19 protein-coding genes are annotated in these 19,507 nt (G+C 71.9%); 11 read left to right on the forward strand and 8 right to left on the reverse strand.

Annotated features, from left to right (window positions below):
• The first annotated feature begins 35 nt into the window (after positions 1 to 35).
• The 6 genes from HJD23_RS12925 to HJD23_RS12950 all read left to right on the forward strand — a co-directional run bounded on the left by HJD23_RS12925 (position 36) and on the right by HJD23_RS12950 (position 6,682).
• Positions 36 to 773 (forward strand): hypothetical protein, encoded by a 738-nt coding sequence (locus tag HJD23_RS12925; RefSeq protein ID WP_240980699.1) that lies wholly within the window; start codon positions 36 to 38, stop codon positions 771 to 773.
• Positions 770 to 2,041, forward strand: a complete 1,272-nt coding sequence (locus HJD23_RS12930) for a HAMP domain-containing sensor histidine kinase (protein WP_171118296.1) — start codon at positions 770 to 772, stop codon at positions 2,039 to 2,041. The genes HJD23_RS12925 and HJD23_RS12930 overlap by 4 nt, the downstream gene beginning before the upstream one ends.
• A 99-nt stretch (positions 2,042 to 2,140) precedes the next feature.
• Complete coding sequence (locus tag HJD23_RS12935) at positions 2,141 to 3,268, forward strand: hypothetical protein (RefSeq protein WP_171118297.1); 1,128 nt, start codon at positions 2,141 to 2,143, stop codon at positions 3,266 to 3,268.
• 43 nt (positions 3,269 to 3,311) lie between these two features.
• Positions 3,312 to 4,676 (forward strand): FtsW/RodA/SpoVE family cell cycle protein, encoded by a 1,365-nt coding sequence (locus tag HJD23_RS12940; protein ID WP_171118299.1) that lies wholly within the window; start codon positions 3,312 to 3,314, stop codon positions 4,674 to 4,676.
• Positions 4,673 to 6,130 carry a penicillin-binding protein 2 gene (locus tag HJD23_RS12945; RefSeq protein ID WP_171118301.1) on the forward strand — a complete coding sequence of 486 codons (1,458 nt, stop codon included), beginning with the start codon at positions 4,673 to 4,675 and terminating at the stop codon, positions 6,128 to 6,130. The genes HJD23_RS12940 and HJD23_RS12945 overlap by 4 nt, the downstream gene beginning before the upstream one ends.
• A gap of 45 nt (positions 6,131 to 6,175) precedes the next feature.
• Entirely contained in the window at positions 6,176 to 6,682 is a 507-nt protein-coding gene (locus tag HJD23_RS12950) for a DUF3291 domain-containing protein (protein WP_171118303.1), read from the forward strand.
• Here HJD23_RS12950 and HJD23_RS12955 read toward each other — a convergent pair.
• A complete protein-coding gene (locus HJD23_RS12955) occupies positions 6,679 to 7,791 on the reverse strand; it encodes a ferritin-like domain-containing protein (protein WP_171118305.1) in 1,113 nt (370 codons plus the stop codon). The genes HJD23_RS12950 and HJD23_RS12955 overlap by 4 nt on opposite strands.
• 88 nt (positions 7,792 to 7,879) lie before the next feature.
• Between HJD23_RS12955 and HJD23_RS12960 the strand changes: the two genes are divergently transcribed.
• The 4 genes from HJD23_RS12960 to HJD23_RS12975 all read left to right on the forward strand — a co-directional run bounded on the left by HJD23_RS12960 (position 7,880) and on the right by HJD23_RS12975 (position 11,126).
• Positions 7,880 to 8,818: a diiron oxygenase gene (locus HJD23_RS12960; protein WP_171118307.1), complete on the forward strand. Its 939-nt coding sequence runs from the start codon at positions 7,880 to 7,882 to the stop codon at positions 8,816 to 8,818.
• A 125-nt stretch (positions 8,819 to 8,943) separates the two neighbouring features.
• On the forward strand, positions 8,944 to 9,600 hold the full coding sequence (locus HJD23_RS12965; protein WP_171118308.1) for a TetR/AcrR family transcriptional regulator: 657 nt from the start codon (positions 8,944 to 8,946) through the stop codon (positions 9,598 to 9,600).
• Between the two features lie 10 nt (positions 9,601 to 9,610).
• Positions 9,611 to 9,904 (forward strand): hypothetical protein, encoded by a 294-nt coding sequence (locus HJD23_RS12970; protein WP_171118310.1) that lies wholly within the window; start codon positions 9,611 to 9,613, stop codon positions 9,902 to 9,904.
• A 103-nt stretch (positions 9,905 to 10,007) separates the two neighbouring features.
• A complete protein-coding gene (locus tag HJD23_RS12975; protein ID WP_171118311.1) occupies positions 10,008 to 11,126 on the forward strand; it encodes a C40 family peptidase in 1,119 nt (372 codons plus the stop codon).
• On the opposite strand, the gene HJD23_RS12980 is transcribed toward HJD23_RS12975, so the two are convergent.
• From HJD23_RS12980 to HJD23_RS13000, 5 genes are read right to left on the reverse strand one after another with little or no spacing between them, the layout of a single operon-like run.
• Positions 11,072 to 12,328, reverse strand: a complete 1,257-nt coding sequence (locus HJD23_RS12980) for a styrene monooxygenase/indole monooxygenase family protein (RefSeq protein WP_171118313.1) — start codon at positions 12,326 to 12,328, stop codon at positions 11,072 to 11,074. The two genes, HJD23_RS12975 and HJD23_RS12980, sit on opposite strands and share 55 nt — an antisense overlap.
• A 25-nt stretch (positions 12,329 to 12,353) precedes the next feature.
• Positions 12,354 to 12,992 carry an ATP/GTP-binding protein gene (locus HJD23_RS12985; protein WP_171118315.1) on the reverse strand — a complete coding sequence of 213 codons (639 nt, stop codon included), beginning with the start codon at positions 12,990 to 12,992 and terminating at the stop codon, positions 12,354 to 12,356.
• A complete protein-coding gene (locus tag HJD23_RS12990; RefSeq protein ID WP_141315116.1) occupies positions 12,973 to 13,392 on the reverse strand; it encodes a DUF742 domain-containing protein in 420 nt (139 codons plus the stop codon). The genes HJD23_RS12985 and HJD23_RS12990 overlap by 20 nt, the downstream gene beginning before the upstream one ends.
• Entirely contained in the window at positions 13,389 to 13,892 is a 504-nt protein-coding gene (locus tag HJD23_RS12995) for a roadblock/LC7 domain-containing protein (protein ID WP_171118317.1), read from the reverse strand. Before HJD23_RS12995 ends, HJD23_RS12990 begins: the two co-directional genes overlap by 4 nt.
• A complete protein-coding gene (locus HJD23_RS13000) occupies positions 13,889 to 17,173 on the reverse strand; it encodes a nitrate- and nitrite sensing domain-containing protein (RefSeq protein WP_171118319.1) in 3,285 nt (1,094 codons plus the stop codon). Before HJD23_RS13000 ends, HJD23_RS12995 begins: the two co-directional genes overlap by 4 nt.
• Before the next feature lie 375 nt (positions 17,174 to 17,548).
• Here HJD23_RS13000 and HJD23_RS13005 point away from each other — a divergent pair, with 375 nt between their 5' ends.
• Positions 17,549 to 18,337 (forward strand): protein phosphatase 2C domain-containing protein, encoded by a 789-nt coding sequence (locus HJD23_RS13005; protein WP_171118321.1) that lies wholly within the window; start codon positions 17,549 to 17,551, stop codon positions 18,335 to 18,337.
• Positions 18,338 to 18,347: 10 nt separating this feature from the next.
• On the opposite strand, the gene HJD23_RS13010 is transcribed toward HJD23_RS13005, so the two are convergent.
• Positions 18,348 to 18,839: a MarR family transcriptional regulator gene (locus HJD23_RS13010; protein WP_171119244.1), complete on the reverse strand. Its 492-nt coding sequence runs from the start codon at positions 18,837 to 18,839 to the stop codon at positions 18,348 to 18,350.
• 216 nt (positions 18,840 to 19,055) lie between these two features.
• Positions 19,056 to 19,376, reverse strand: a complete 321-nt coding sequence (locus tag HJD23_RS13015) for a hypothetical protein (RefSeq protein ID WP_171111924.1) — start codon at positions 19,374 to 19,376, stop codon at positions 19,056 to 19,058.
• Between the last annotated feature and the right edge of the window lie 131 nt (positions 19,377 to 19,507).

Genomic DNA, 19,507 nt, shown 5'->3' on the forward strand with positions numbered 1-19,507 from the left:
GACGTCCCGGCCCCGTCCCGAACCACAGGAGCCCCGTGCCCCGCCGCTTCCCTCCGCTCATCACCCGCGCCCGCGTCCGCGCCGTCACCGTCCTCGCGCTGCTCTCGGTGACCGCGACGGCCTGCGGTGACGCGGGCGAACTGCGCGGCGCGGGGCCTTCGCCGACTGCGGTCGGCCCGGCCCGGCTGTGGCCGGAGCTGCCGCCCGCGTCCAGCCCGGCCTTCGACATCGGCGAGGTGGACATCCAGGTCGTCAAGGGCGTCGAGGTGCCCGGCGACGACATCCGTAAGGCGGACCCGGTGGCGGTGGTGCGGGCCGAGATCGCCCGGAGCCCGGGCGACTACGAGGGGTCCAAGGCGCCGTACCACGAGACGAACAACCGGATGGCGGAGTGCGGCCCGTCCGGGGACCGCACCCGGTGCCCGGTCCTGGAGCCGTACTTCCGGGACCTGACCGGCGACGGACGGCCCGAGATGACGCTGGGCTTCCGGCTGCTGCCGGGCGAGATGACCGCCGTGCGCGTCTACACCGTGGAGAAGCACCGCCTGGTGCAGGTCATGGCCTACGACGACGCCCTGACCGGGATCGAGATCGCCGGGCAGTCGGTGATCCTGCGGGCGCCGTCCGAGGTCCAGGGGTACGAGTACCGCCTGCAGTGGAGCTGGGACACCGAGCAGCGCGCGATGCTGCTCACCCACGACGAGATGCTGCGCACCGGCCGGCGGCCGGATACGCACCGCCCGTCCCGCACGCCCTCCGCGAGCCCCCGATGAGACGCACGCTGCCCCGCTGGTCCGGCACCCTCGCGGTGAAGGCCGCCGTCTTCATCACGGTGATGTGCTGCGCCCTGGCCGCGCTGCTCGGCGTCCTGGTCCATGTCTCGGTGACGAACCAGACCGTCGGCCAGGCCCGCGACCTGGCGCTGGCCCGGCTCGAGGACGCGACGGCGGCGTACGAGGCCGGGGATCCGCTGACGCCGGGCACGGGCGTCGACCCCGCGGGGCTGCCCGCGCCGCTGCGTTCGCTCGCGGCGGCCGGGGACCGCGGCACGATGGTCGACGAGCACGAGGGCCGGCCCACGATGTGGGCGGCGGGCCCCGCCGACGGGGGCCGGGCCCTCGCGGTGGCCGTCGACTACTCCCAGCAGGCCCGCACCATCGACGGCCTGGACCGGGCGATCGGCTGGTCGTCGGCGCTGGCGATCGGGGCGACGGTGCTGGTCGGGGCGTTCGCGGTGACCCGGGTGACGCGGCGGCTGCACACCACGGCGGGGGTCGCCCGGCGGATCAGCGCGGGCGATCTGGACGCGCGCGTGAACGACCCGCGCACCCGGGACCGGACGCGGCCGCAGGACGAGGTGGCCGCGGTCGCCGCCGCGCTGGACTCCATGGCCGGGTCGCTGCAGGGCAAGCTGCTGGCCGAGCAGCGGTTCACCGCGGACGTGGCGCACGAGCTGCGCACCCCGCTGACCGGCCTGCACGCGGCGGCGGAGCTGCTGCCGCCGGGGCGCCCGACGGAGCTGGTCCGCGACCGGGTGGCCGCGCTGCGCACGCTCACCGAGGACCTGCTGGAGATCTCCCGGCTGGACACCGGGCGGGAGCGGCTGGACCTGGACACCGAGGAGCTGGGCGCGCTGGCCGAGCGGGTGGTCCGGGTGTCCGGTACGGACACGGCGGTGCGGGTCGTGCGGGACGCGCGCGTGGAGACCGACCGGCGGCGGCTGGAGCGGGTGCTGGGCAATCTCGTGACCAATGCGCACAAGCACGGGCGGCGGCCCGTCGTCGTGACCGTGGACGGGCCCGTGGTGACCGTGCGGGATCACGGGGCGGGCTATCCGGAGTACCTGGTGGAGCACGGCCCGCAGCGGTTCCGCACCGAGGGCGGGGCGAAGGGGCACGGCCTCGGCCTGACGATCGCGCTGGGCCAGGCGGAGGTGCTGGGCGCCCAGTTGGAGTTCCGCAACGCGCCGGGCGGCGGAGCGGTGGCGCGCTTGACGCTTCCTCAGGCTCCACCGGACGGGCGTACGGCGGACCGGGAGTGAGCCTCCCTGATGGCGCACTGCGACGGGCGCCCCGCGAAGCGCGCTCCTAATGTGGCGATTAGTCAGCTTCGCCCCCGCCCTCTCACGGGAGGTTCTCCCATGTCCCTGCGCTCTCCCCGCACCCGTCTCGCCGTGGCGGCAGCCGCAGGTGCCCTGGCCACCGCGATGGCGATCTCCCCGGCCTTCGCCGGTGCCCTCTGGGGCGAATCCGGCACCGCCCCCGCCCCCGGCGGCGAATCCGGCACCGGCTCCGGCACCGGCGCCGTCCCCGCCCCCGGCGGCAAGTCCGGCTCCGGCGCCGTCCCCGCCCCCGGCGGCGAGTCCGGCACCGGTGCCGTTCCCGTCCCCGTTCCGGGCACCGGTACCGTTCCCGTCCCCGTTCCTGTTCCAGGCACCGGTGTCGGTGCCGTCCCCGTCCCCGTTCCCGTTCCCGGCTTCGGCGTCGGCGGCCATCACGGCAACTTCGGCGGCAACGGCCACGTCGACGTCTTCGCGGGCAACGGCGACGTCGACGTCTTCGCCGGGAACGGCCATCACAACAACTTCGGCGGCAACGGCAACAACGGCCGGGACAACTTCGGCGGCAACGGAAACGGCGGCGTCGACGTCTTCGCGGGCAACGGCGGCGTCGACGTCTTCGCCGGGAACGGCCATCACGACAACTTCGGCGGCAACGGCAACAACGGCCGGGACAACTTCGGCGGCAACGGAAACGGAAACGGGGGCAACGGCGGCCGGGACAACTTCGGCGGGAACGGCAACGGCGACAAGAGCAACTTCGGGGGCAACGGAAACCAGGGCGGCTTCGGCGGCAACGGCAACGGGAACCGCGGCGACTTCGACGGCTTCGGCGGCAACGGCGGCTTCGGCGGTAACGGCGACTGGGACGACTTCGACGACGGCTTCGGCGGCGGCATCGGCGGCGAAGGGTACTGGGCGGACTTCGACGGCGACATCGGCGGCGGCATCGGCGGCGACGGGGACGGCCGCGCCGCCTACCGGGGCGTCGTCACCGCGGGCTCCCTGCTGCTGCGCTCGTCGCCCACCCAGCGCAGCCGGGCCATCGGCAGGGTCGACCGGGGCGACGTCGTCAGGATCTTCTGCAAGGCGCCGGGCCAGCGGGTGCAGGGCAACCCCCTGTGGTACCTCCTCAAGGGCCGCAGCACCTGGGCCTGGGGCGCCGCCCGCTTCATCAACAACCTCGGGCCCGCGCCGCGCTGGTGCTGATGCCCACGGCACTCAAGCCGCCCCATTTGGGTAAGTTCCGGACATGACGAAGGCCGGAACCGAAACGACCGTTGCAGCGGACACGCCCGCTGTCGCGGCCCGTCTCCCCCGGCGCCGCGGCATCGAACTGGCCCTCGTCGTCGTAGCCGTACTCCTCTCGGTGTACGGCTACTGCGCTGTCGGCCTCGCCCGGACCGGCGCCGTCCCGCCCGGCGCGGTGGGCTACGGCGCGGGGCTCGGCGTCCTCGCGCTGCTCGCGCATCTCGCGGTCCGCCTGCGCGCCCCCTACGCCGACCCGCTGCTGCTGCCCATCGGCGTGCTGCTCAACGGCCTGGGCCTGGTGCTGATCTACCGGCTGGACCTGCAGACACCGGACGACCGGGCGGCCCCCGCCCAGCTCGTCTGGTCGGCGCTGGGCATCACCCTGTTCGCATACGTCGTCGCCGCCCTGCGCGACCACCGGGTCCTCCAGCGGTACGCGTACGTGTGCGTCGCCGCCGCGCTGGTCCTGCTCACCCTGCCGATCTTCTTCCCGGCCGTGAACGGCGCCCGGATCTGGATCCGGATCGCCGGATTCTCCATCCAGCCGGGCGAGTTCGCGAAGGTGCTGCTGGCGGTGTTCTTCGCCGCGTACCTGGCCGCGAACCGCAGCGCGCTCGCCTACGCCGGACGCCGCGTCTGGAAGCTCCAGCTGCCCACCGGCCGCGTCCTCGGCCCGGTCGTCGCCATCTGGCTGGTCAGCGTCGGCGTACTGATCCTGGAACGCGACCTCGGCACCTCACTGCTGTTCTTCGGCCTGTTCGTCGTGATGCTGTACGTCGCCACCGGCCGCACCGGCTGGATCGCCGTCGGCCTGCTGCTGGCGACGCTCGGCGCGGTCGCCGTCGGCCGGACGGAACCGCACGTGGCGGCCCGGATCCAGGACTGGCTGCACCCGTTCGCGTCCATCGAGGCCGGCCAGGGCCCGGGCCAGCTCGCCCAGTCGCTGTTCGCCTTCGCGGCGGGCGGCGTCCTCGGCACCGGCCTGGGCCTCGGGCACTCCACTCTCATCGGCTTCGCCACCAAGTCGGACTTCATCCTGGCGACCGCGGGCGAGGAGCTGGGCCTGGCCGGTCTCTCCGCGATCTTCCTGTTGTACGGCCTGCTGGTCGAGCGCGGCTACCGGGCGGGCCTCGCCCTGCGCGAACCCTTCGGCCGGCTGCTCGCGGTGGGCCTCGCCTCGATCGTGGCGCTGCAGGTGTTCGTCATCGCAGGCGGGGTGACCGGCCTGATCCCGCTGACCGGCATGGCGATGCCGTTCCTGGCGCAGGGCGGCTCCTCGGTGGTCACCAACTGGGCGATCGTGGCCCTGCTGATCCGGGTGAGCCACTCGGCCCGCAAGCAGTACGACGGGCAGGTCGCCCCATGACCCGCCACATCCGCTACGCCGCCGCCTTCTGCGCCCTGCTGCTGGCCGCCCTCCTCCTCAACGCGGCCCGCATCCAGGTCCTCCAGGCCGACGCGTACAACGACAACCCGGCCAACCGGCGCCAGGACATCGCCCGTTACGGCCAGCCGCGCGGCGACATCCTGGTCGGCGGCCGCCCGGTGACCGGCTCCGAAGACACCGGCGAGTCTCTCCGCTACGAACGCACGTACAAGCAGGGCCCGTTGTATGCCCCCGTGACCGGATTCGCCTCGCAGAAATACGGCACGTCGTTCCTGGAGCACGCCGGGGACAGCACCCTGTCCGGTACCGACCCGCGGCTCTCGCCGTTCCCCCTGTGGAACGACGTCACCCGCGCCCGGAACCCCGGCGGCGACGTCGTCACCACCCTCAACGCGGCCGCACAGGAGGCTGCGTTCCGAGGGCTGGGCCATCGCAAGGGCGCTGTGGCGGCGATCGAACCGGCGACGGGTCGGATCCTGGCGCTGGTCTCCACCCCGTCGTACGACCCGGGGGCGCTGTCGGGGAACGGTCCTGCGGTGACCCGGTCCTGGCTGGGGCTGAACGAGGACCCGGACAAACCGATGCTGAACCGGGCGGCACGGCAGACGTATCCGCCGGGTTCGACGTTCAAGGTGGTCACCGCGGCGGCCGCGCTGGACGCCGGGGTGATCACCGACCTCGACGAGCGGACCCGCTCGCCCGACCCGTACACCCTGCCCGGCACCACGACGATCCTGCACAACGCGACCGACGGCTGTGCGGACGCCTCGCTGCGGGACGCCTTCGCGAAGTCCTGCAACACGGTCTTCGCCAAGCTGGGCGTGGACGTGGGCGTGACCGACATGGCCGCCACCGCCCACGCCTTCGGCTTCAACGACACCCGGCTGCGCATCCCCTACTCGGTGGCGCCGAGCACCTTCGACACCTCCGTCGACAAGGCGCAGCTGGCCCTGTCCTCGATCGGCCAGTACAACACCCGGGCCACGCCGTTGCAGATGGCGATGGTGTCGGCGGCGGTCGCCAACGGGGGCCAGCTGCGGGAGCCGTACCTGGTGGAACGGATCACCACCGATCGCGGCGTCACGGTCGCCACGGCCCGGGCCCGCCCGCCCCGCCAGGCCATGCGTCCCTCGACCGCCAGGCATATGCGGGAGCTGATGCGGAGCGTGGTGGAGGACGGCACCGGCACCAACGCCATGATCCCCGGCGCGACGGTCGGCGGCAAGACCGGCACCGCCCAGCACGGCGTCGACAACTCCGGTACGCCGTACGCCTGGTTCGTCGCCTGGGCGCAGGACCACCGCGACCTGGAGCCGAAGGTCGCGGTGGCGGTGGTGGTGGAGGGCGCCTCGGCGCACCGTCCTGACATCACCGGGGCCGGTGTGGCGGCGCCGATCGCGCGGTCGGTGATGCAGGCCGTGCTCAGGTCGTGAGACGGGGGGTACCGCGGCGGGCGGGCCCCGACCTACCGTTCGGTCATGACGGAACTCGCCGCGTACGAACTCGCCCAGGTCAACATCGCACGCCTCAAGGCCCCGTTGGACTCCCCGCAGTTGAAGGACTTCGTCGACAACCTCGACCCCGTGAACGCCGACGCCGACGCCGCCGACGGTTTCGTCTGGCGGCTGCAGAGCGACTGCGGCAACGCCACCGACGTGCCGTTCTTCGGCGACGACTGGCTGATCGTCAACATGACGGTGTGGCGGGACGCGAACGCCCTGACCGCGTACATGTATCAGGGACGGCACCGCGAGATGCTGGCTCGCCGGAGGGAGTGGTTCGAGCGGCTCCAGGAGGCCGTCACCGCGCTGTGGTGGGTCCCGGCCGGGCACCGCCCGACGGTCGCCGAGGCCGAGGCGCGGCTGCTCCACCTGCGGACCAACGGCCCGACGCCGTACGCCTTCACGCTGCGGACGCAGTTCCCGCCGGGGAGCGCGGTGCCGGTGACGGGTGAGGTCCCCGACGGGCTGGGCTGCACGGTCTAGGAGTCCTCGCCGGTCCCCGCCCGGATCGCCTCCGCCACCTCCGTCACCCGCTCCCGCTCCTCGGCCGCGAACCGCTCCGCGTCGAGCTTCTCGGCGATCTCCTCGTCCTGGGCCATCAGCAGGTCGAGGCTGGAGTCACCCATCTCGAAGACGCCCATGTCGACATAGGCCTGCTGGAGGCGCTTGCCCCACAGGCCGATGTCCTTCACGCACGGCACGATCCGGCTGAACAGCAGCTTGCGGAACAGGGCGAGGAACTCGGAGCCTTCGCTGTACTGCTCCGCCTCGGCCCGCGGGATGCCGAAGTTCTCCAGCACCTCCACGCCGCGCAGCCGGTCCCGCATCAGATAGCAGCCCTCGATCACGAACTCCTCGCGTTCACGCAGTTCGGCGTCGGTGAGCTGCTGGTAGTAGTCGCGCAGCGCCATCCGCCCGAAGGCCACGTGCCGGGCCTCGTCCTGCATGACGTACGCGAGGATCTGCTTCGGCAGCGGCTTGTCGGTGGTGTCCCGGATCATGCCGAAGGCGGCGAGCGCGAGGCCCTCGATGAGGACCTGCATCCCGAGGTAGGGCATGTCCCAGCGGCTGTCGCGCAGGGTGTCGCCGAGCAGGGACTGGAGGTTGTCGTTGATCGGGTAGAGCATCCCGATCTTCTCCTGCAGGAAACGGGCGTAGATCTCCGCGTGCCGGGCCTCGTCCATGGTCTGCGTCGCCGAGTAGAACTTGGCGTCCAGGTCGGGCACGGACTCCACGATGCGGGCCGCGCAGATCATCGCGCCCTGTTCGCCGTGCAGGAACTGGCTGAACTGCCAGGAGGCGTAGTGGCGGCGCAGCTCGCCCTTGTCCCGCTCGGAGAGCTTCGCCCAGTGCCTGGTGCCGTACAGGGAGAGCGCCTCGTCGGGGGTGCCGAGGGGGTCGTACGGATCGACCTCCAGGTCCCAGTCGATCCGCGTCCGGCCGTCCCACTGCTTGTCCTTGCCCTTCTGATAGAGGGCCAGTAAGCGGTCGCGGCCGTCGTCGTACTCCCAGCTGAAACGGGCCGCGCCGGTCGCGGGCACCGGCCAGAGGGGCTGCCCGGGGTCCATGGCGTACAGGTCGAACGTCGACATGTCCGCAGGCTCACACGTAGTAGACGCGGGGTCAACAAGTAGCGCGCAAGGGATTGACGGGCTTGCTGACAGGCAGTCTCATAAGGGCATGACGACGCTCACCGAAGCCGAAGCCCTGGAAGGGCTGCGCGACGCGCTCGGCCTGCTCAAGGATCGCGAGCAGGTGGCCGAGCGGCTGCTCGACTCTTCCGCCAAGCACTCCTTCGACCCGGACAAGGAACTGGACTGGGACGCGCCCTTCGAGGAGGGCAAGTGGTTCTGGCCGCCGGAGCTGGTGTCGCTGTACGACACACCGATGTGGCAGCGGATGAGCGAGGAACAGCGGATCCTGCTCTCCCAGCACGAGGCGGCGGCGCTGGCGTCACTGGGCATCTGGTTCGAGATCATCCTGATGCAGCTGCTGGTCCGGCACATCTACGACAAGGCGGCGACCAGCGCGCATGTGCGCTACGCGCTGACCGAGATCGAGGACGAGTGCCGGCACTCGAAGATGTTCGCCCGGCTGATAGCGCGCGGCGAGACGCCCTGGTACCCGGTGAGCCGGGTGCACCAGCACCTGGGGCGCCTGTTCAAGACGATCTCCACAACGCCCGGTTCCTTCACCGCGACCCTGCTCGGTGAGGAGGTCCTCGACTGGATGCAGCGGCTGACCTTCCCCGACGAGCGGGTGCAGCCGCTGATCCGGGGGGTCACGCGCATCCACGTCGTGGAGGAGGCCCGGCACGTGCGGTACGCCCGCGAGGAGCTGCGGCGGCAGATGGTCACGGCGCCGAAGTGGTCGCAGGAGTTCACGCGGATCACGTCGGGGGAGTTCGCCCGGGTGTTCTCGGTCGCGTTCGTCAATCCCGAGGTCTACACCAATGTGGGGCTGGACAAGCGGGAGGCGATGGCGCAGGTGAAGGCCAGCGGGCATCGGCGGGAGGTCATGCAGACCGGTGCGAAGCGGCTGACGGACTTCCTGGACGACATCGGGGTGCTGCGGGGAGTGGGGCGGCGGCTTTGGAGGTCTTCGGGGTTGTTGGCGTAGGGGTGGGTCGTCGTTCGGGTGCGGGAACGCCCCCAGGGGCGCGTGGCTGTATCCATGTGCGGCTCCGCCGCGTGGGCGCGACCAGCCACAACGAAACCTGTACCCGGCCGACTACGCTGCCCCATATGACCCCCGCCGCGCCCACCCCCGCCTACCGCCGCCTCAGCGTGGAGGAACGCCGCAGCCAGCTGCTGGACGCCGCACTCACCCTCTTCGCCCACCGCGCCCCCGAGGACGTCTCCCTCGACGACGTGGCGGAGGCGGCCGGGGTCTCCCGCCCCCTGGTGTACCGCTACTTCCCGGGCGGCAAGCAGCAGTTGTACGAGGCCGCCCTCCGCTCCGCCGCCGAGGAACTTCAGCTCTGCTTCGACGAGCCGCGCGAGGGCCCGCCCCTGCCCCGGCTGTCCCGCGCCCTGGACCGCTATCTCGCCTTCGTCGACCAGCACGACGCCGGCTTCAGCGCCCTGCTCCAGGGCGGCAGCGTGGTCGAGACCTCCCGTACGACCGCCATCGTGGACGGCGTACGACGGGCCGCGGCCGTGCACATCCTGCGCCACCTCGACATCACCGACCCGGGCCCCCGGCTGCGCATGACCGTCCGGGTGTGGATCACCGCGGTCGAGGCGGCCTCCCTCATCTGGCTCGACGAGGACAAGCAGCCACCCCTGGACGAACTGCGGGACTGGCTGGTGGAGCAGTTCGTCGCCGTCCTGTCGGTGACCGCCGCACACGACCCGCAGACCGCGTCCGTGGTGGCGGCCCTGTCCGTGGCGGATGGCTGAGACTGGTGCCGTGAAGAGCGAAGACACCCCCTTCGAGGGCGGGCCCATGGACGGGCGTGTGCTGCCCGTGCTGCTCGGGCTCACCGGGCACCCGCCGAAGACGTACCGCATCCCGGTCCCGGACCCGCACGGCGGCCCGCCGACGGTCCTGATCTACCGCCGGGTGCCCCGCGGCCAGGGCAGGTTCACGCACCGCTGGAAGTACGTCCACGACCCCGCGGGCGACCAGGGCGGCGGGCCCAGGTGGCCGTGGCGCAGGCCAGACGCCACGCCGGGAGGCAAGCCGGACGACGCGGACGGGTGACCTCGTTACGCCATCCCGCGGACGGTCGGCGCGCGGGCCGCGCGAGCACGTCACATGCTCACGGTGCGGAGCGGACCCGCTGCCCCGCACCGGAGGTGATGACGTGTCAGGAAGGCTACTGCGCCTGGTGTGTACGGCGACCGTGGCGGCCCACGCCGTTCTCGCCGCCGTGCCCGCGGCGGCCGTACCGGAACCGGGTGGCCCCGAAAAGCGGTCGGTCGCCCAGCTGCTGACGGACCTTCAGCGGCTGTACCGGGAGACCGAGAAGGCCACCGAGAGCTACAACGCCACCGAGGAGCGGCTGAAGAAACAGCGCGCCGAGGTCAGGCGGCTGGACACGGAGCTGGCCCGGGCCCGGCTCGCCCTGCACGACAGCCGGGGCGCGGCAGGCCGGCTGGCCCGGCAGCAGTACCAGGGCCGCAGCGACCTCTCGCCGTACCTCCGCCTGCTGCTCGCCCGGGATCCGCAGCACGCGCTGGAACAGGGCCATGTGATCGGGCAGCTGGCGCGGGAGCGGGCCAAGACGGTGAAGGACCTGGCCGGCCACGAGAAGAAGGCCGACGAGCTGGCCCGCAAGGCGCGGGCCGCGCTGGACCGGCAACTCGCCCTCGCCGAGCGCCGGAAGAAGGAACGGGACGCGGTGCGCAAGCGGCTCGACGAGGTGGAGAAGCTGCTCGCCTCGCTCAGCGCCGGGCAGCTTGCCGCGCTCGCCGAGTTCGAGGACAAGGGGATCGCCAAAGCGCAGCAGGAGCTGGTGTCCTCCGGTGCGCTCGGCGACGACGCCAAACCGTCCTCACGCGGCGGCCGGGCCGTGCGCTACGCCATGCGGCAGCTCGGGAAGCCGTACGAGTGGGGCGCGGAGGGCCCGAAGAGGTACGACTGCTCCGGGCTGACCTCCAGGGCCTGGGCCCACGCCGGGACCGCCATCCCCCGCACCAGCCAGGAGCAGTGGGCCCGGCTCCCCCACATTCCGCTGAAGGAACTGCGCCCCGGCGACCTGGTGGTCTACTTCCCCGAGGCCACGCACGTGGCGATGTACCTGGGCGAGGGCAAGGTCGTCCACGCCCCCCGCACCGGCGAGAAGATCGAGGTCGCTCCCCTCGCGAACAACCCGATCCTGGGAGCCGTCCGCCCGGACGACCCGCAGCGGCGGAACAGCCCGCACCCCTACCGCGACTCGGTCAGAGAAGCCAGGTATGCCTCGGTCTTCTCGGGCTCGTAGAAGAAGTTCTCGAAGTCCGCCGGGTCGTTGAAACCGTTGGCGAAGCGGTCGGCGACCGGCTGGAGCTGGCCGGCGGCGCCGATCAGGTTGAGGATGTGCTCGGGCGGCGGGGCCAGCATGGCATTGGTCCACTTGGTGACGTGCTGGGCGGTGGCCCAGTAGCGGTCGAACGTCTGCTGCATCCAGGCCTCGTCGAACGGCTGGTCGCCGTGGTCCAGGATCGAGGCGAGGTACGAGGCGGCGCACTTGGACGCCGAGTTGGAGCCCTGGCCGGTGATCGGGTCGTTGGCGACGACCACGTCGGCGACCCCGAGCACCAGGCCGCCGCCGGGCAGCCGGCCGATGGGGTTGCGCACGGTCGGGGCGTACCGGCCGGAGAGGGTGCCGTTCGCATCGGTCAGTTCGACCTTGGTGGCCCGCGCGTACTCCCACGGGAGGAACTTCTCCATGAGTTCCAGGGTCAGGGAGAGGTGCTCCGCGGGGTCCTTGACGCCGTTGAAGACGTCCAGCGGGCCGCCGGGTATGCCCTCCCAGAACAGGATGTCGGCGCGGCCCGAGGTGGTGTAGGTCGGCATCACGAACAGCTCGCCGACGCCGGGCACCAGGTTGCAGCGCACCGCCTCGAACTCCGGGTGCTCCGGACGCGGGCCCAGACCGTGCACGTAGGCCACGGCGAGGGCGCGCTGCGGCTCGCTGTACGGGGAGCGCTCGGGGTCGCGGGCGAACATCTGCACCAGCTCACCCTTGCCCGCCGAGACGAGCACCAGGTCGTACGTACGGGAGAAGTAGTCGAGGTCCCCGACCGCCGCGCCGTGGATCACCAGCTGGCCGCCGCGCTGCGCGAACGTCTCCATCCAGCCGGCCATCTTCACCCGCTGGTCCACCGACTGGGCGTACCCGTCCAGCGTGCCCACCCAGTCGATGGCCCGCTGCGAGGGGCCCGGGTCGAAGGAGCCGGGCGCCGCGACCGAGACGCCGAGTCCTTCGATCTTCGGGGCCTGGGACTCCCAGAAGTTCAGCTGCAGGTCGCGCTCGTGCTGCAGGGCCGTGTGGAACATGCACTGCGTCGACATCACCCGGCCGGAGCGGATCTCGTCCGCCGTCCGGTTCGACATCAGGGTGACCTCGTACCCGTGCGACTGGAGTCCGAGGGCGAGCTGGAGTCCGGACTGACCGGCTCCGACGACGAGTATCTTCCGCATGCGGGTGGTGACTCCTAGGTCGGGTCTACTCGGGAGTTTCGTCGAGCGCGTGGCCGACGAGAGCGAGGAGGGTCTCGATCACGGAGATCCGGCGGCGCGCGTCCATGATCATTACAGGTATGTGCTTCGGGATCGTCAATGCCTCCCGCACATCCTCCGGCTCGAAGAACTCGCTGCCGTCGAAGTGGTTGACCGCGACGACGTACGGCAGTCCGCAGCTCTCGAAGTAGTCGAGCGCGGGGAAGCAGTCCTTCAGGCGGCGGGTGTCGGCCATCACGACCGCGCCGATCGCACCGCGCACCAGGTCGTCCCACATGAACCAGAACCGCTGCTGGCCCGGCGTGCCGAACAGGTAGAGCACCAGGTCGTCGTCGAGCGTGATACGGCCGAAGTCCATGGCCACCGTGGTGGTCAGCTTGCCCGGCGTGGCGGTGAGGTCGTCGGTCTCCTCGCTCGCCTCGGTCATCAGCGCCTCGGTCTGCAACGGCGTGATCTCCGATACGGAGGTGACCAGCGTGGTCTTGCCGACGCCGAAGCCGCCCGCCACCACGATCTTGGTGGCGATGGGGGCACGGGTGCGGTCCGTCTGCCAGGACCTCAGGTTCTCGTCGGGTTCGACGAGCGGGGAGACGCCGGGAGCGGCGTCAGAGACGACGGAGTCCACTCAGCACCCTTTCCAGCAGAGCGCGGTCCGGCCGGCCCGTGCCGTGACCGGTTCCCGTTCCGTACACACGGATTCTTCCCTGGTCCGCGAGATCGCTGAGCAGCACGCGGACCACGCCGAGCGGCATCCTCAGCAGCGCGGCGATCTCGGCCACCGTGCGCATCCGGCGGCACAGTTCGACGATGGCCCGCAGCTCCGGCATGACGGTGGTCTTCAGGTGGCCGTTCGTCAGTTCCTTGCGCTCCTCGGGCGCGTCCAGCGCCGCCACGAACGTCTCGACCAGCAGCACGTGCCCGAAGCGGGTACGGCCGCCGGTGAGCGAGTAGGGGCGGACGCGGGCGGGCTTGCGGTCGCCGCCGCGCACCGGGAGCTTCTTCGGCGTACCGGGTGTACTGCTCATCGGGCACTCCCCGTCGGTTCGGACTCCAGGGATTTTCGGAGCTCGCTGCGGAGTTCGGGGGTCAGGACATGGCCGGCGCGGCCGACGAAGAGTGCCATGTGGTACGCCACCACACTCATGTCGCAGTCCGCGGAGCCGTGCACCCCGAGCAGCGAGCCGTCGCTGATCGACATCACGAACAGGCTGCCCTCGTCCATCGCGACCATGGTGTGCTTCACCGGGCCGAAGTCCAGCAGCTTGGCGGCGCCGATGGTGAGGCTGCCGATGCCGGAGACGATGGTGGCGAGGTCGGCGGAGGAGCCGCGCGGGCCGGTGGGGCGGCCTTCCCTCGCGGCCCGGGCGGCCTCGTTCCGCCCCGGGTCGGAGGAGAGCAGCAGCAGTCCGTCGGAGGAGACCACCGCGACGGAGAGGATGCCGGGCACCTCCTCGACGAGGTTCGTCAGCAGCCAGTGCAGATTGCGGGCCTCACTGCTCAGTCCGAAGGTACTGGGCGCGGTCAACTGCTTGCCTCCTCGACGGTGCCCCCCGTGGATTCTTCGGCATGTGCGTGCGCTCGGTCGGTCTCCGCGGCGGCGGCGCGGGTGGCTGTGGCGTGGGTGGCTGCGGCGGGCAGCGCTGCGTCGCGGTCCGTGGCGCCGTGGGGTGACGCGTCGCGGGCCGTGGCGTCCGGTGTCGGGGTGGACGGTGTCGCCGTCCGGCCCGTGCGCTCGGCGATCTCCGCCTCGACGTCACGCCGGCCGGCCTCCGCGCCCTGGAGGAAGCCGCCCAGGCGGCGGCGCAGCGCGTCGGCGTCGACGGATCCGGTGCGCGGCCGGGGCACCGACGCGGGCGCGTTGATCCTCGGCGTGCGCTTGGGCAGCCCCTTGTCGGTGACGGGCTCGGGCTCGTCCCCCTCGTCGGGGGCGCGCTCGTGGGTGTCGGGGCCGATGGCGTAGGGATCGGCGGCGGTGGGAGCGGGAGACTGGACGTGGGCCACGGCCGACTCCGGGGCCGGGGCCGGGCCCTGGCCGGCGGACCGGCCCCGGGCCTGCTCGCCCTGCGGGGCGGCCTCGGCAACCGGGTCCTGCTCGCCCGACCACTCAGAGGGGCGCTCGGCGGCGGGGTCCTGCTCGCCCGACCACTCCGGGGCGCGCTCGGCAACGGGGTCCTGCCGGACCGACCACTCGGAGGGGCGCTCAGCGGCGGAGTCCTGCTCGCCCGACCACTCCGGGGCGCGCTCGGCAAGCGGGTCCTGCCGGACCGACCACTCGGAGGCGCGCTCAGCGGCCGGGTCCTGCCGGACCGACGGCTCCGGGGCGCGCTCGGCCCGCAATTCCTGGGCTCGCTCGCCGTCCGGACCCTGTACGGCCGACCGCTCCGAGCCCTGCTCGACCCGCCGCTCGTGGCCCCGCTCCGGCTCTGGGCCCCGCTCGGTCGGCGCGTCGCGGTCCTCGTTCGCCCTCGCGGTGTCTTCGGTCGGCTGCTCCGGAAGCAGGAGCTCCATCGTGGTCTCGGCCGGGGACTCCGGAGTGCTCTGAGCGGGCGTCGGGTCCTGCTTCGCCCGTACCGTGCGCTCCGCCAGTGCCACCAGCGGGTCGGTGTTCTCCGAGCGGCCGTGCAGGACGTTGGAGTTGGCCTCCGCGTCGGCGCCGGGCAGGGAGAAGGTGTACGGGCCCTCGGAGAGGGACGCGGGCGTGGGGGACGGGACGGCGGCCGGCGTGGCCTCCGCGAGCAGCGGCTGGGGCAGGACCACCACCGCCGCGATGCCGCCCTGCTTCTGCTCGCGCAGCTGCACACGCACCCTGTGCCGGTGGGCGAGCCGGGCGACGACGTACAGCCCGAGCCCGAGACCGTCCTCGCCCTCCTGGTCGTACGGCGACTCGGGGTCGAAGTCGGCGAGCCGGGCGTTGAGCCGGGTCATGCGATCGCTCGTCATCCCGATGCCCTCGTCCTGGACGGAGAGCATCACCTCGCCGTTCTCCAGCAGCCAGCCGGAGACCTCGACGGGCACGTCGGGCGGGGAGAACGAGGTGGCGTTCTCCAGGAGTTCGGCCAAGAGATGAGAGAGGTCGTCCGCGGCGAAACCGGCGATGTGCGCGTGCGGCGGCAGCGCGGTGATCCGGACCCGCTCGTACCGCTCGATCTCGCTGACCGCCGCCCGTACGACATCGACCATCGGGACCGGACCCGCGTGCTGCTGGACGTGCTCGGTGCCGGCCAGCACGAGGAGGTTCTCGCTGTGCCGACGCATGACGGTGGCGAAGTGGTCGAGCTTGAAGAGGGTGGAGAGCCGCTCGGGGTCCTGCTCGCGCTCCTCCAGACCCTCGATCACGCCGAGCTGACGTTCCACCAGGCCCAGCGTGCGCAGCGCGAGGTTGACGAAGGTGCCGCCGATGCTCTCGCGCAGCCGCTCCAGCTGCGCGGCGGACTCGGCGAGTTCGGTGCGCAGCTCCTCGCGCGCGTCGGCCATCTTCTGCCGCTGGCCGACCAGGTGCTTGCGGTCGGCCTCCAGGGTGGTGATCCGCTCGTGCAGGGCGACGGCGTGCGCGTGCAGGGCGTTGACGGAGCGCACGACCTGGGCGAACTCGTCGTTGCGGCCGGTGAACTTGACCGCTTCCTCCGCGGCCGGGTCCTCCGCGCCGGCCAGCCGCGCGGAGCCGAGGCGCAGCACGGCGAGCGGGCGGGTGAGGCTGCGGGCCATGCCGGTGGCCACGCCGACGGCGAGCAGCATCAGGGCGCCGAGGATCGCGATGCGGATCTCCAGCGCGGTGACGTCGTCGTCGCGCAGCTGCTCCAGGGCGGTGGTGCGGCGCTCGTAGAGGGAGGACTCGGCGCCGCGCATGAGGTCGATACGGGCGGTGAGCGCGGCGTTCAGCTTGTCGGCGCTGGTGCCGAGGTCCTCGTCGGAGAGGGTGGGCTGGTCGGTGAGGGCGGCGAGGTACTTGTCGGCGGAGTTGACTTCGGGGCCGGTGACCGTGGAGTCGTAGGTGCCGCGGGCGGCCTTGGTGGCGGTGTCGTGGAAGTCGGCGAGCGCCGAGTCGGACCGCAGCCGGGCCTGCTGGGCGGCGGCGGTGAGGGCGGCGCGCTGTTTGCTGTCGGCCTCGGTGGAGACGCTGGTCTCGGTGGGCAGACCGGTGACGGGGTCGTAGACCGTCTGGGTCGTGCTGGGCACGCTGAGGGCGGCGAGGAGCAGGCCCCGGGTGGCGGCGGCCTGCTGGACGGCGGTGTCGAGTTCGGCGAGGGCGTAGGCGCCGGAGCCCGCGCGGGGCGGCAGCTGTTCGGCGAGGTCCTCGGCGAGCCTGTGCAGCTCGGCTATGGCGTCGGAGTAGGCCTCGTGCGCCTGCAGAGCGGTGCTCTGTCCGGTGAGCGCCGCCCTTCGTACGGTGGCGATGCCGTCCAGGTCCGAGCGCAGCCCGGCCGGGGTGTCGGTGTTCGCGCGCAGCTCCTCGACCTGCCGGTCGACGCGCGCGCTGCGCTGCTCGGAGGGCGCCTTGGACTTGGGCCGCCCGGCCGCGATGTAGGAGGTGACCTCGTCCCGCTCGTCCGCCAGGGAGTGGGCGAGCGCGAGGGCGTCCTGCGTCTGCCCGCTCAGCGTGACCAGGTCCTGGCTGTCGCTGAGCTGCCCGGAGGCGGCGATCACGGAGGGTGTGCCCGCACCGGCGATGGCGGCGGCCACGACGGCAACGGCCACGATGAGCCGGTTGCGTACGTGGGTCGGGCGGCCCTTGCCGACAGGGGTGCGCTCCGCGCCCCCCTCGGAGGCCGTCTGCTTGCCTGTGCGCCGAGGCCGCGTCTTCTGCACCGGTGCTCGCATTCCTGACTCGTCTACCCATGGGCCCGGGTGACGCCCCGTCAACTGGTGTGCCCACCACCCGGTACGTACGGTCCCCGACCCTCCCAGTGCCGGTGGTCAGTCATTGCACATCACCCGACCCGCCACCCGAAGGAGTGAACATCGGAGGGGAGTTGGCGGGCAAGTTCCTCCGGCGCTTGCGTCGGCCTGGAAGGGTGCGCCGGTTGGACGTCGGCGGCGGGCTTTGGCAGTATTCGCCGCCACGCCTTCCCGGAGTCCGCCATTCCACCTCAAATCAGACGACTGACCTGCGGCAGTACGGTGATTCGGCGATCGTTGCCACCCTTTTGCGGACGCTGTGAAGGGGTCGTGCAGACTGGCCGGATGCGCACGGAACTTGTTTCCCGGCCGGGTGACCCGTCCCGCCCCAACGAGGACTTCGCCAGTGTGGGACTACCCGCCTGCGGACAGGGCGGTTCCCTCGTGGTGCTGGACGGGGTGACCCCGCCGAGGGACGGCACCGGCTGTCTGCATTCCGTTCACTGGTACACCGCCCGCCTGGGCGGAGCCCTGACCGAACTGACCGTTTCGCTCCCGGATGTTCCCCTGTCCGAGGCCCTGGCCCGTGCCATCGCGCGTACCGCCGAGGCGCACCGGCAAACCTGTGACCTTTCTCACCCACGAACCCCGCAGGCGACCGTGGTCCTCGCCCGCTGGTCACGGGAGACCGTCGAGTACCTGGTCCTCTCCGACTCGGCCCTCCTCGTGGAGTCCCCCGACGGCCTGGTCACCCCCCACCTCGACGACCGCCTGTCCCGGCTGCCCCGGGCGACCCTGGCCACCGATGCCCTGGTCGACGCCACCGTCCGCAACAAGGAGGGCGGCTTCTTCACGGCGGCCGCGGATCCCTCGGTGGTCGAGCGGGCGGTGACCGGGGTGCTGCCGCGCGGCGAGGTGCGGGCCCTGGCCGCGCTGACGGACGGCGCGACCCGGTGGACGGAGACGTTCCGGGAGGGCGACTGGACGGACCTGTTCACCTTCGTGCGCAAAAACGGCGTAGCGGCGCTGGTCGACCGGGTACGGGCACGGGAGACCGCCGACCGCGAGGAGCGGACGTATCTGGGCCGCAGCAAGACCCACGACGACGCGACGGCCGTGTACGCGGAGCTGTGACGCGTCTGCGCTATTTCTCCATCCCGGAGTTCAACTGGTGCAGCAGCCGGGCGAGTTCCGCCACCTCGCGGCGGTCCCAGTGGGCGAGCTTGCTGACGTAGCGGGCGCGGCGGGCCTCCCGGACGCGCTGCACCCGGGTCCGGCCCTCCTCGGTCAGGTGCACCAGCCAGGCGCGGCCGTCCGCGGGGTCGGGCTCGCGGGCCACCAGGCCCAGCTCCTCCAGGGCGCGCAGCTGACGGGACATGGTGGCCTTGCCGACCCCGATGTAGGCGGCGAGCTCGGTGGCCCGCTGCCGGCCGCACTCGTCCAGGCGTACGAGCAGTCCGTACGCCGCCGACTCCAGGTCGGGGTGGACCTCGCGCGCCATCTCGCCCTGGTTCGCGCGGGCCCGCCGCAGGAACACGGTCAGCTCGCGCTCCAGCGCCAGGAACTCCTGGTCCACACCATGTGGCGACGCGTCCGCTTCGCCGCGATGTCTGCCGTCGTTTCCGCCCTCGTGCACGTCAGCACCCTGATCCATTTTCCCGGTCCTGAAAGTTGTCGCCAGGCGGCCGTCATCGCCGCAGCTCCGTCAGTATTTCGCAGGCATAGACCAACGGCAGCCTCCGGTCCCCCTCCCACCCGCTATCTACGCGCATAGCGTCCTGACCACGCGCTCCTGACGGACACAGCGCTGCCCCGCCGGTCGAGGGACGGCGGGGCAGCGAGCCGGTGCGGCTCAGTCGCGGTCGTGCTTGTCCTTCCCGTGGTGGTCGTGCTTGTCCTTCCCGTGATGGTCGTGCTTGCCCTTGCCGTGGTGGTCGTGCTTGCCCTTCCCGTGGTGGTCGTGCTTGTCGTAGGGCTTGAACGAGTGCCCATGGTCACCCTGCTGGACGACCGTGCTCACGGCGGGCGATTCAGGCAGCGGGGACGCCGAGGCCGCGCCCGCCGAGAGGAACATCCCTCCGGCGGCGACCGCGCCCGAGGCCACGAGTGTCGCGACACGGATCCCACGCTTCCGCTTCGGACGGAATTCCTGCTTGTCTGCCTTCGTACGCATCACGGGTTTCTCCTACTCTCCGAGGGCCCTTCGCGTTGTCCGGTGTTTCCGGTGCGGCCTGCACTTCAAGTAGGCCGAAAATCGGCAAATAGGTCATGTTCCGAGGATTCGGGACTTGACAGGAAGGCCCG

It is taken from the genome of Streptomyces sp. Z423-1 (genome assembly GCF_013009255.1).
Taxonomy (GTDB): Bacteria; Actinomycetota; Actinomycetes; order Streptomycetales; family Streptomycetaceae; genus Streptomyces; species Streptomyces gossypiisoli.

Coding starts and splice junctions, on each gene's coding strand:
- HJD23_RS12930 (WP_171118296.1), top strand. CDS start 770: ATGAGACGCACGCTGCCCCGCTGGTCCGGCACCCTCGCGGTGAAGGCC.
- HJD23_RS12935 (WP_171118297.1), top strand. CDS start 2,141: ATGTCCCTGCGCTCTCCCCGCACCCGTCTCGCCGTGGCGGCAGCCGCA.
- HJD23_RS12940 (WP_171118299.1), top strand. CDS start 3,312: ATGACGAAGGCCGGAACCGAAACGACCGTTGCAGCGGACACGCCCGCT.
- HJD23_RS12945 (WP_171118301.1), top strand. CDS start 4,673: ATGACCCGCCACATCCGCTACGCCGCCGCCTTCTGCGCCCTGCTGCTG.
- HJD23_RS12950 (WP_171118303.1), top strand. CDS start 6,176: ATGACGGAACTCGCCGCGTACGAACTCGCCCAGGTCAACATCGCACGC.
- HJD23_RS12955 (WP_171118305.1), bottom strand. CDS start 7,791: ATGTCGACGTTCGACCTGTACGCCATGGACCCCGGGCAGCCCCTCTGG.
- HJD23_RS12960 (WP_171118307.1), top strand. CDS start 7,880: ATGACGACGCTCACCGAAGCCGAAGCCCTGGAAGGGCTGCGCGACGCG.
- HJD23_RS12965 (WP_171118308.1), top strand. CDS start 8,944: ATGACCCCCGCCGCGCCCACCCCCGCCTACCGCCGCCTCAGCGTGGAG.
- HJD23_RS12980 (WP_171118313.1), bottom strand. CDS start 12,328: ATGCGGAAGATACTCGTCGTCGGAGCCGGTCAGTCCGGACTCCAGCTC.
- HJD23_RS12990 (WP_141315116.1), bottom strand. CDS start 13,392: ATGAGCAGTACACCCGGTACGCCGAAGAAGCTCCCGGTGCGCGGCGGC.
- HJD23_RS13005 (WP_171118321.1), top strand. CDS start 17,549: ATGCGCACGGAACTTGTTTCCCGGCCGGGTGACCCGTCCCGCCCCAAC.
- HJD23_RS13015 (WP_171111924.1), bottom strand. CDS start 19,376: ATGCGTACGAAGGCAGACAAGCAGGAATTCCGTCCGAAGCGGAAGCGT.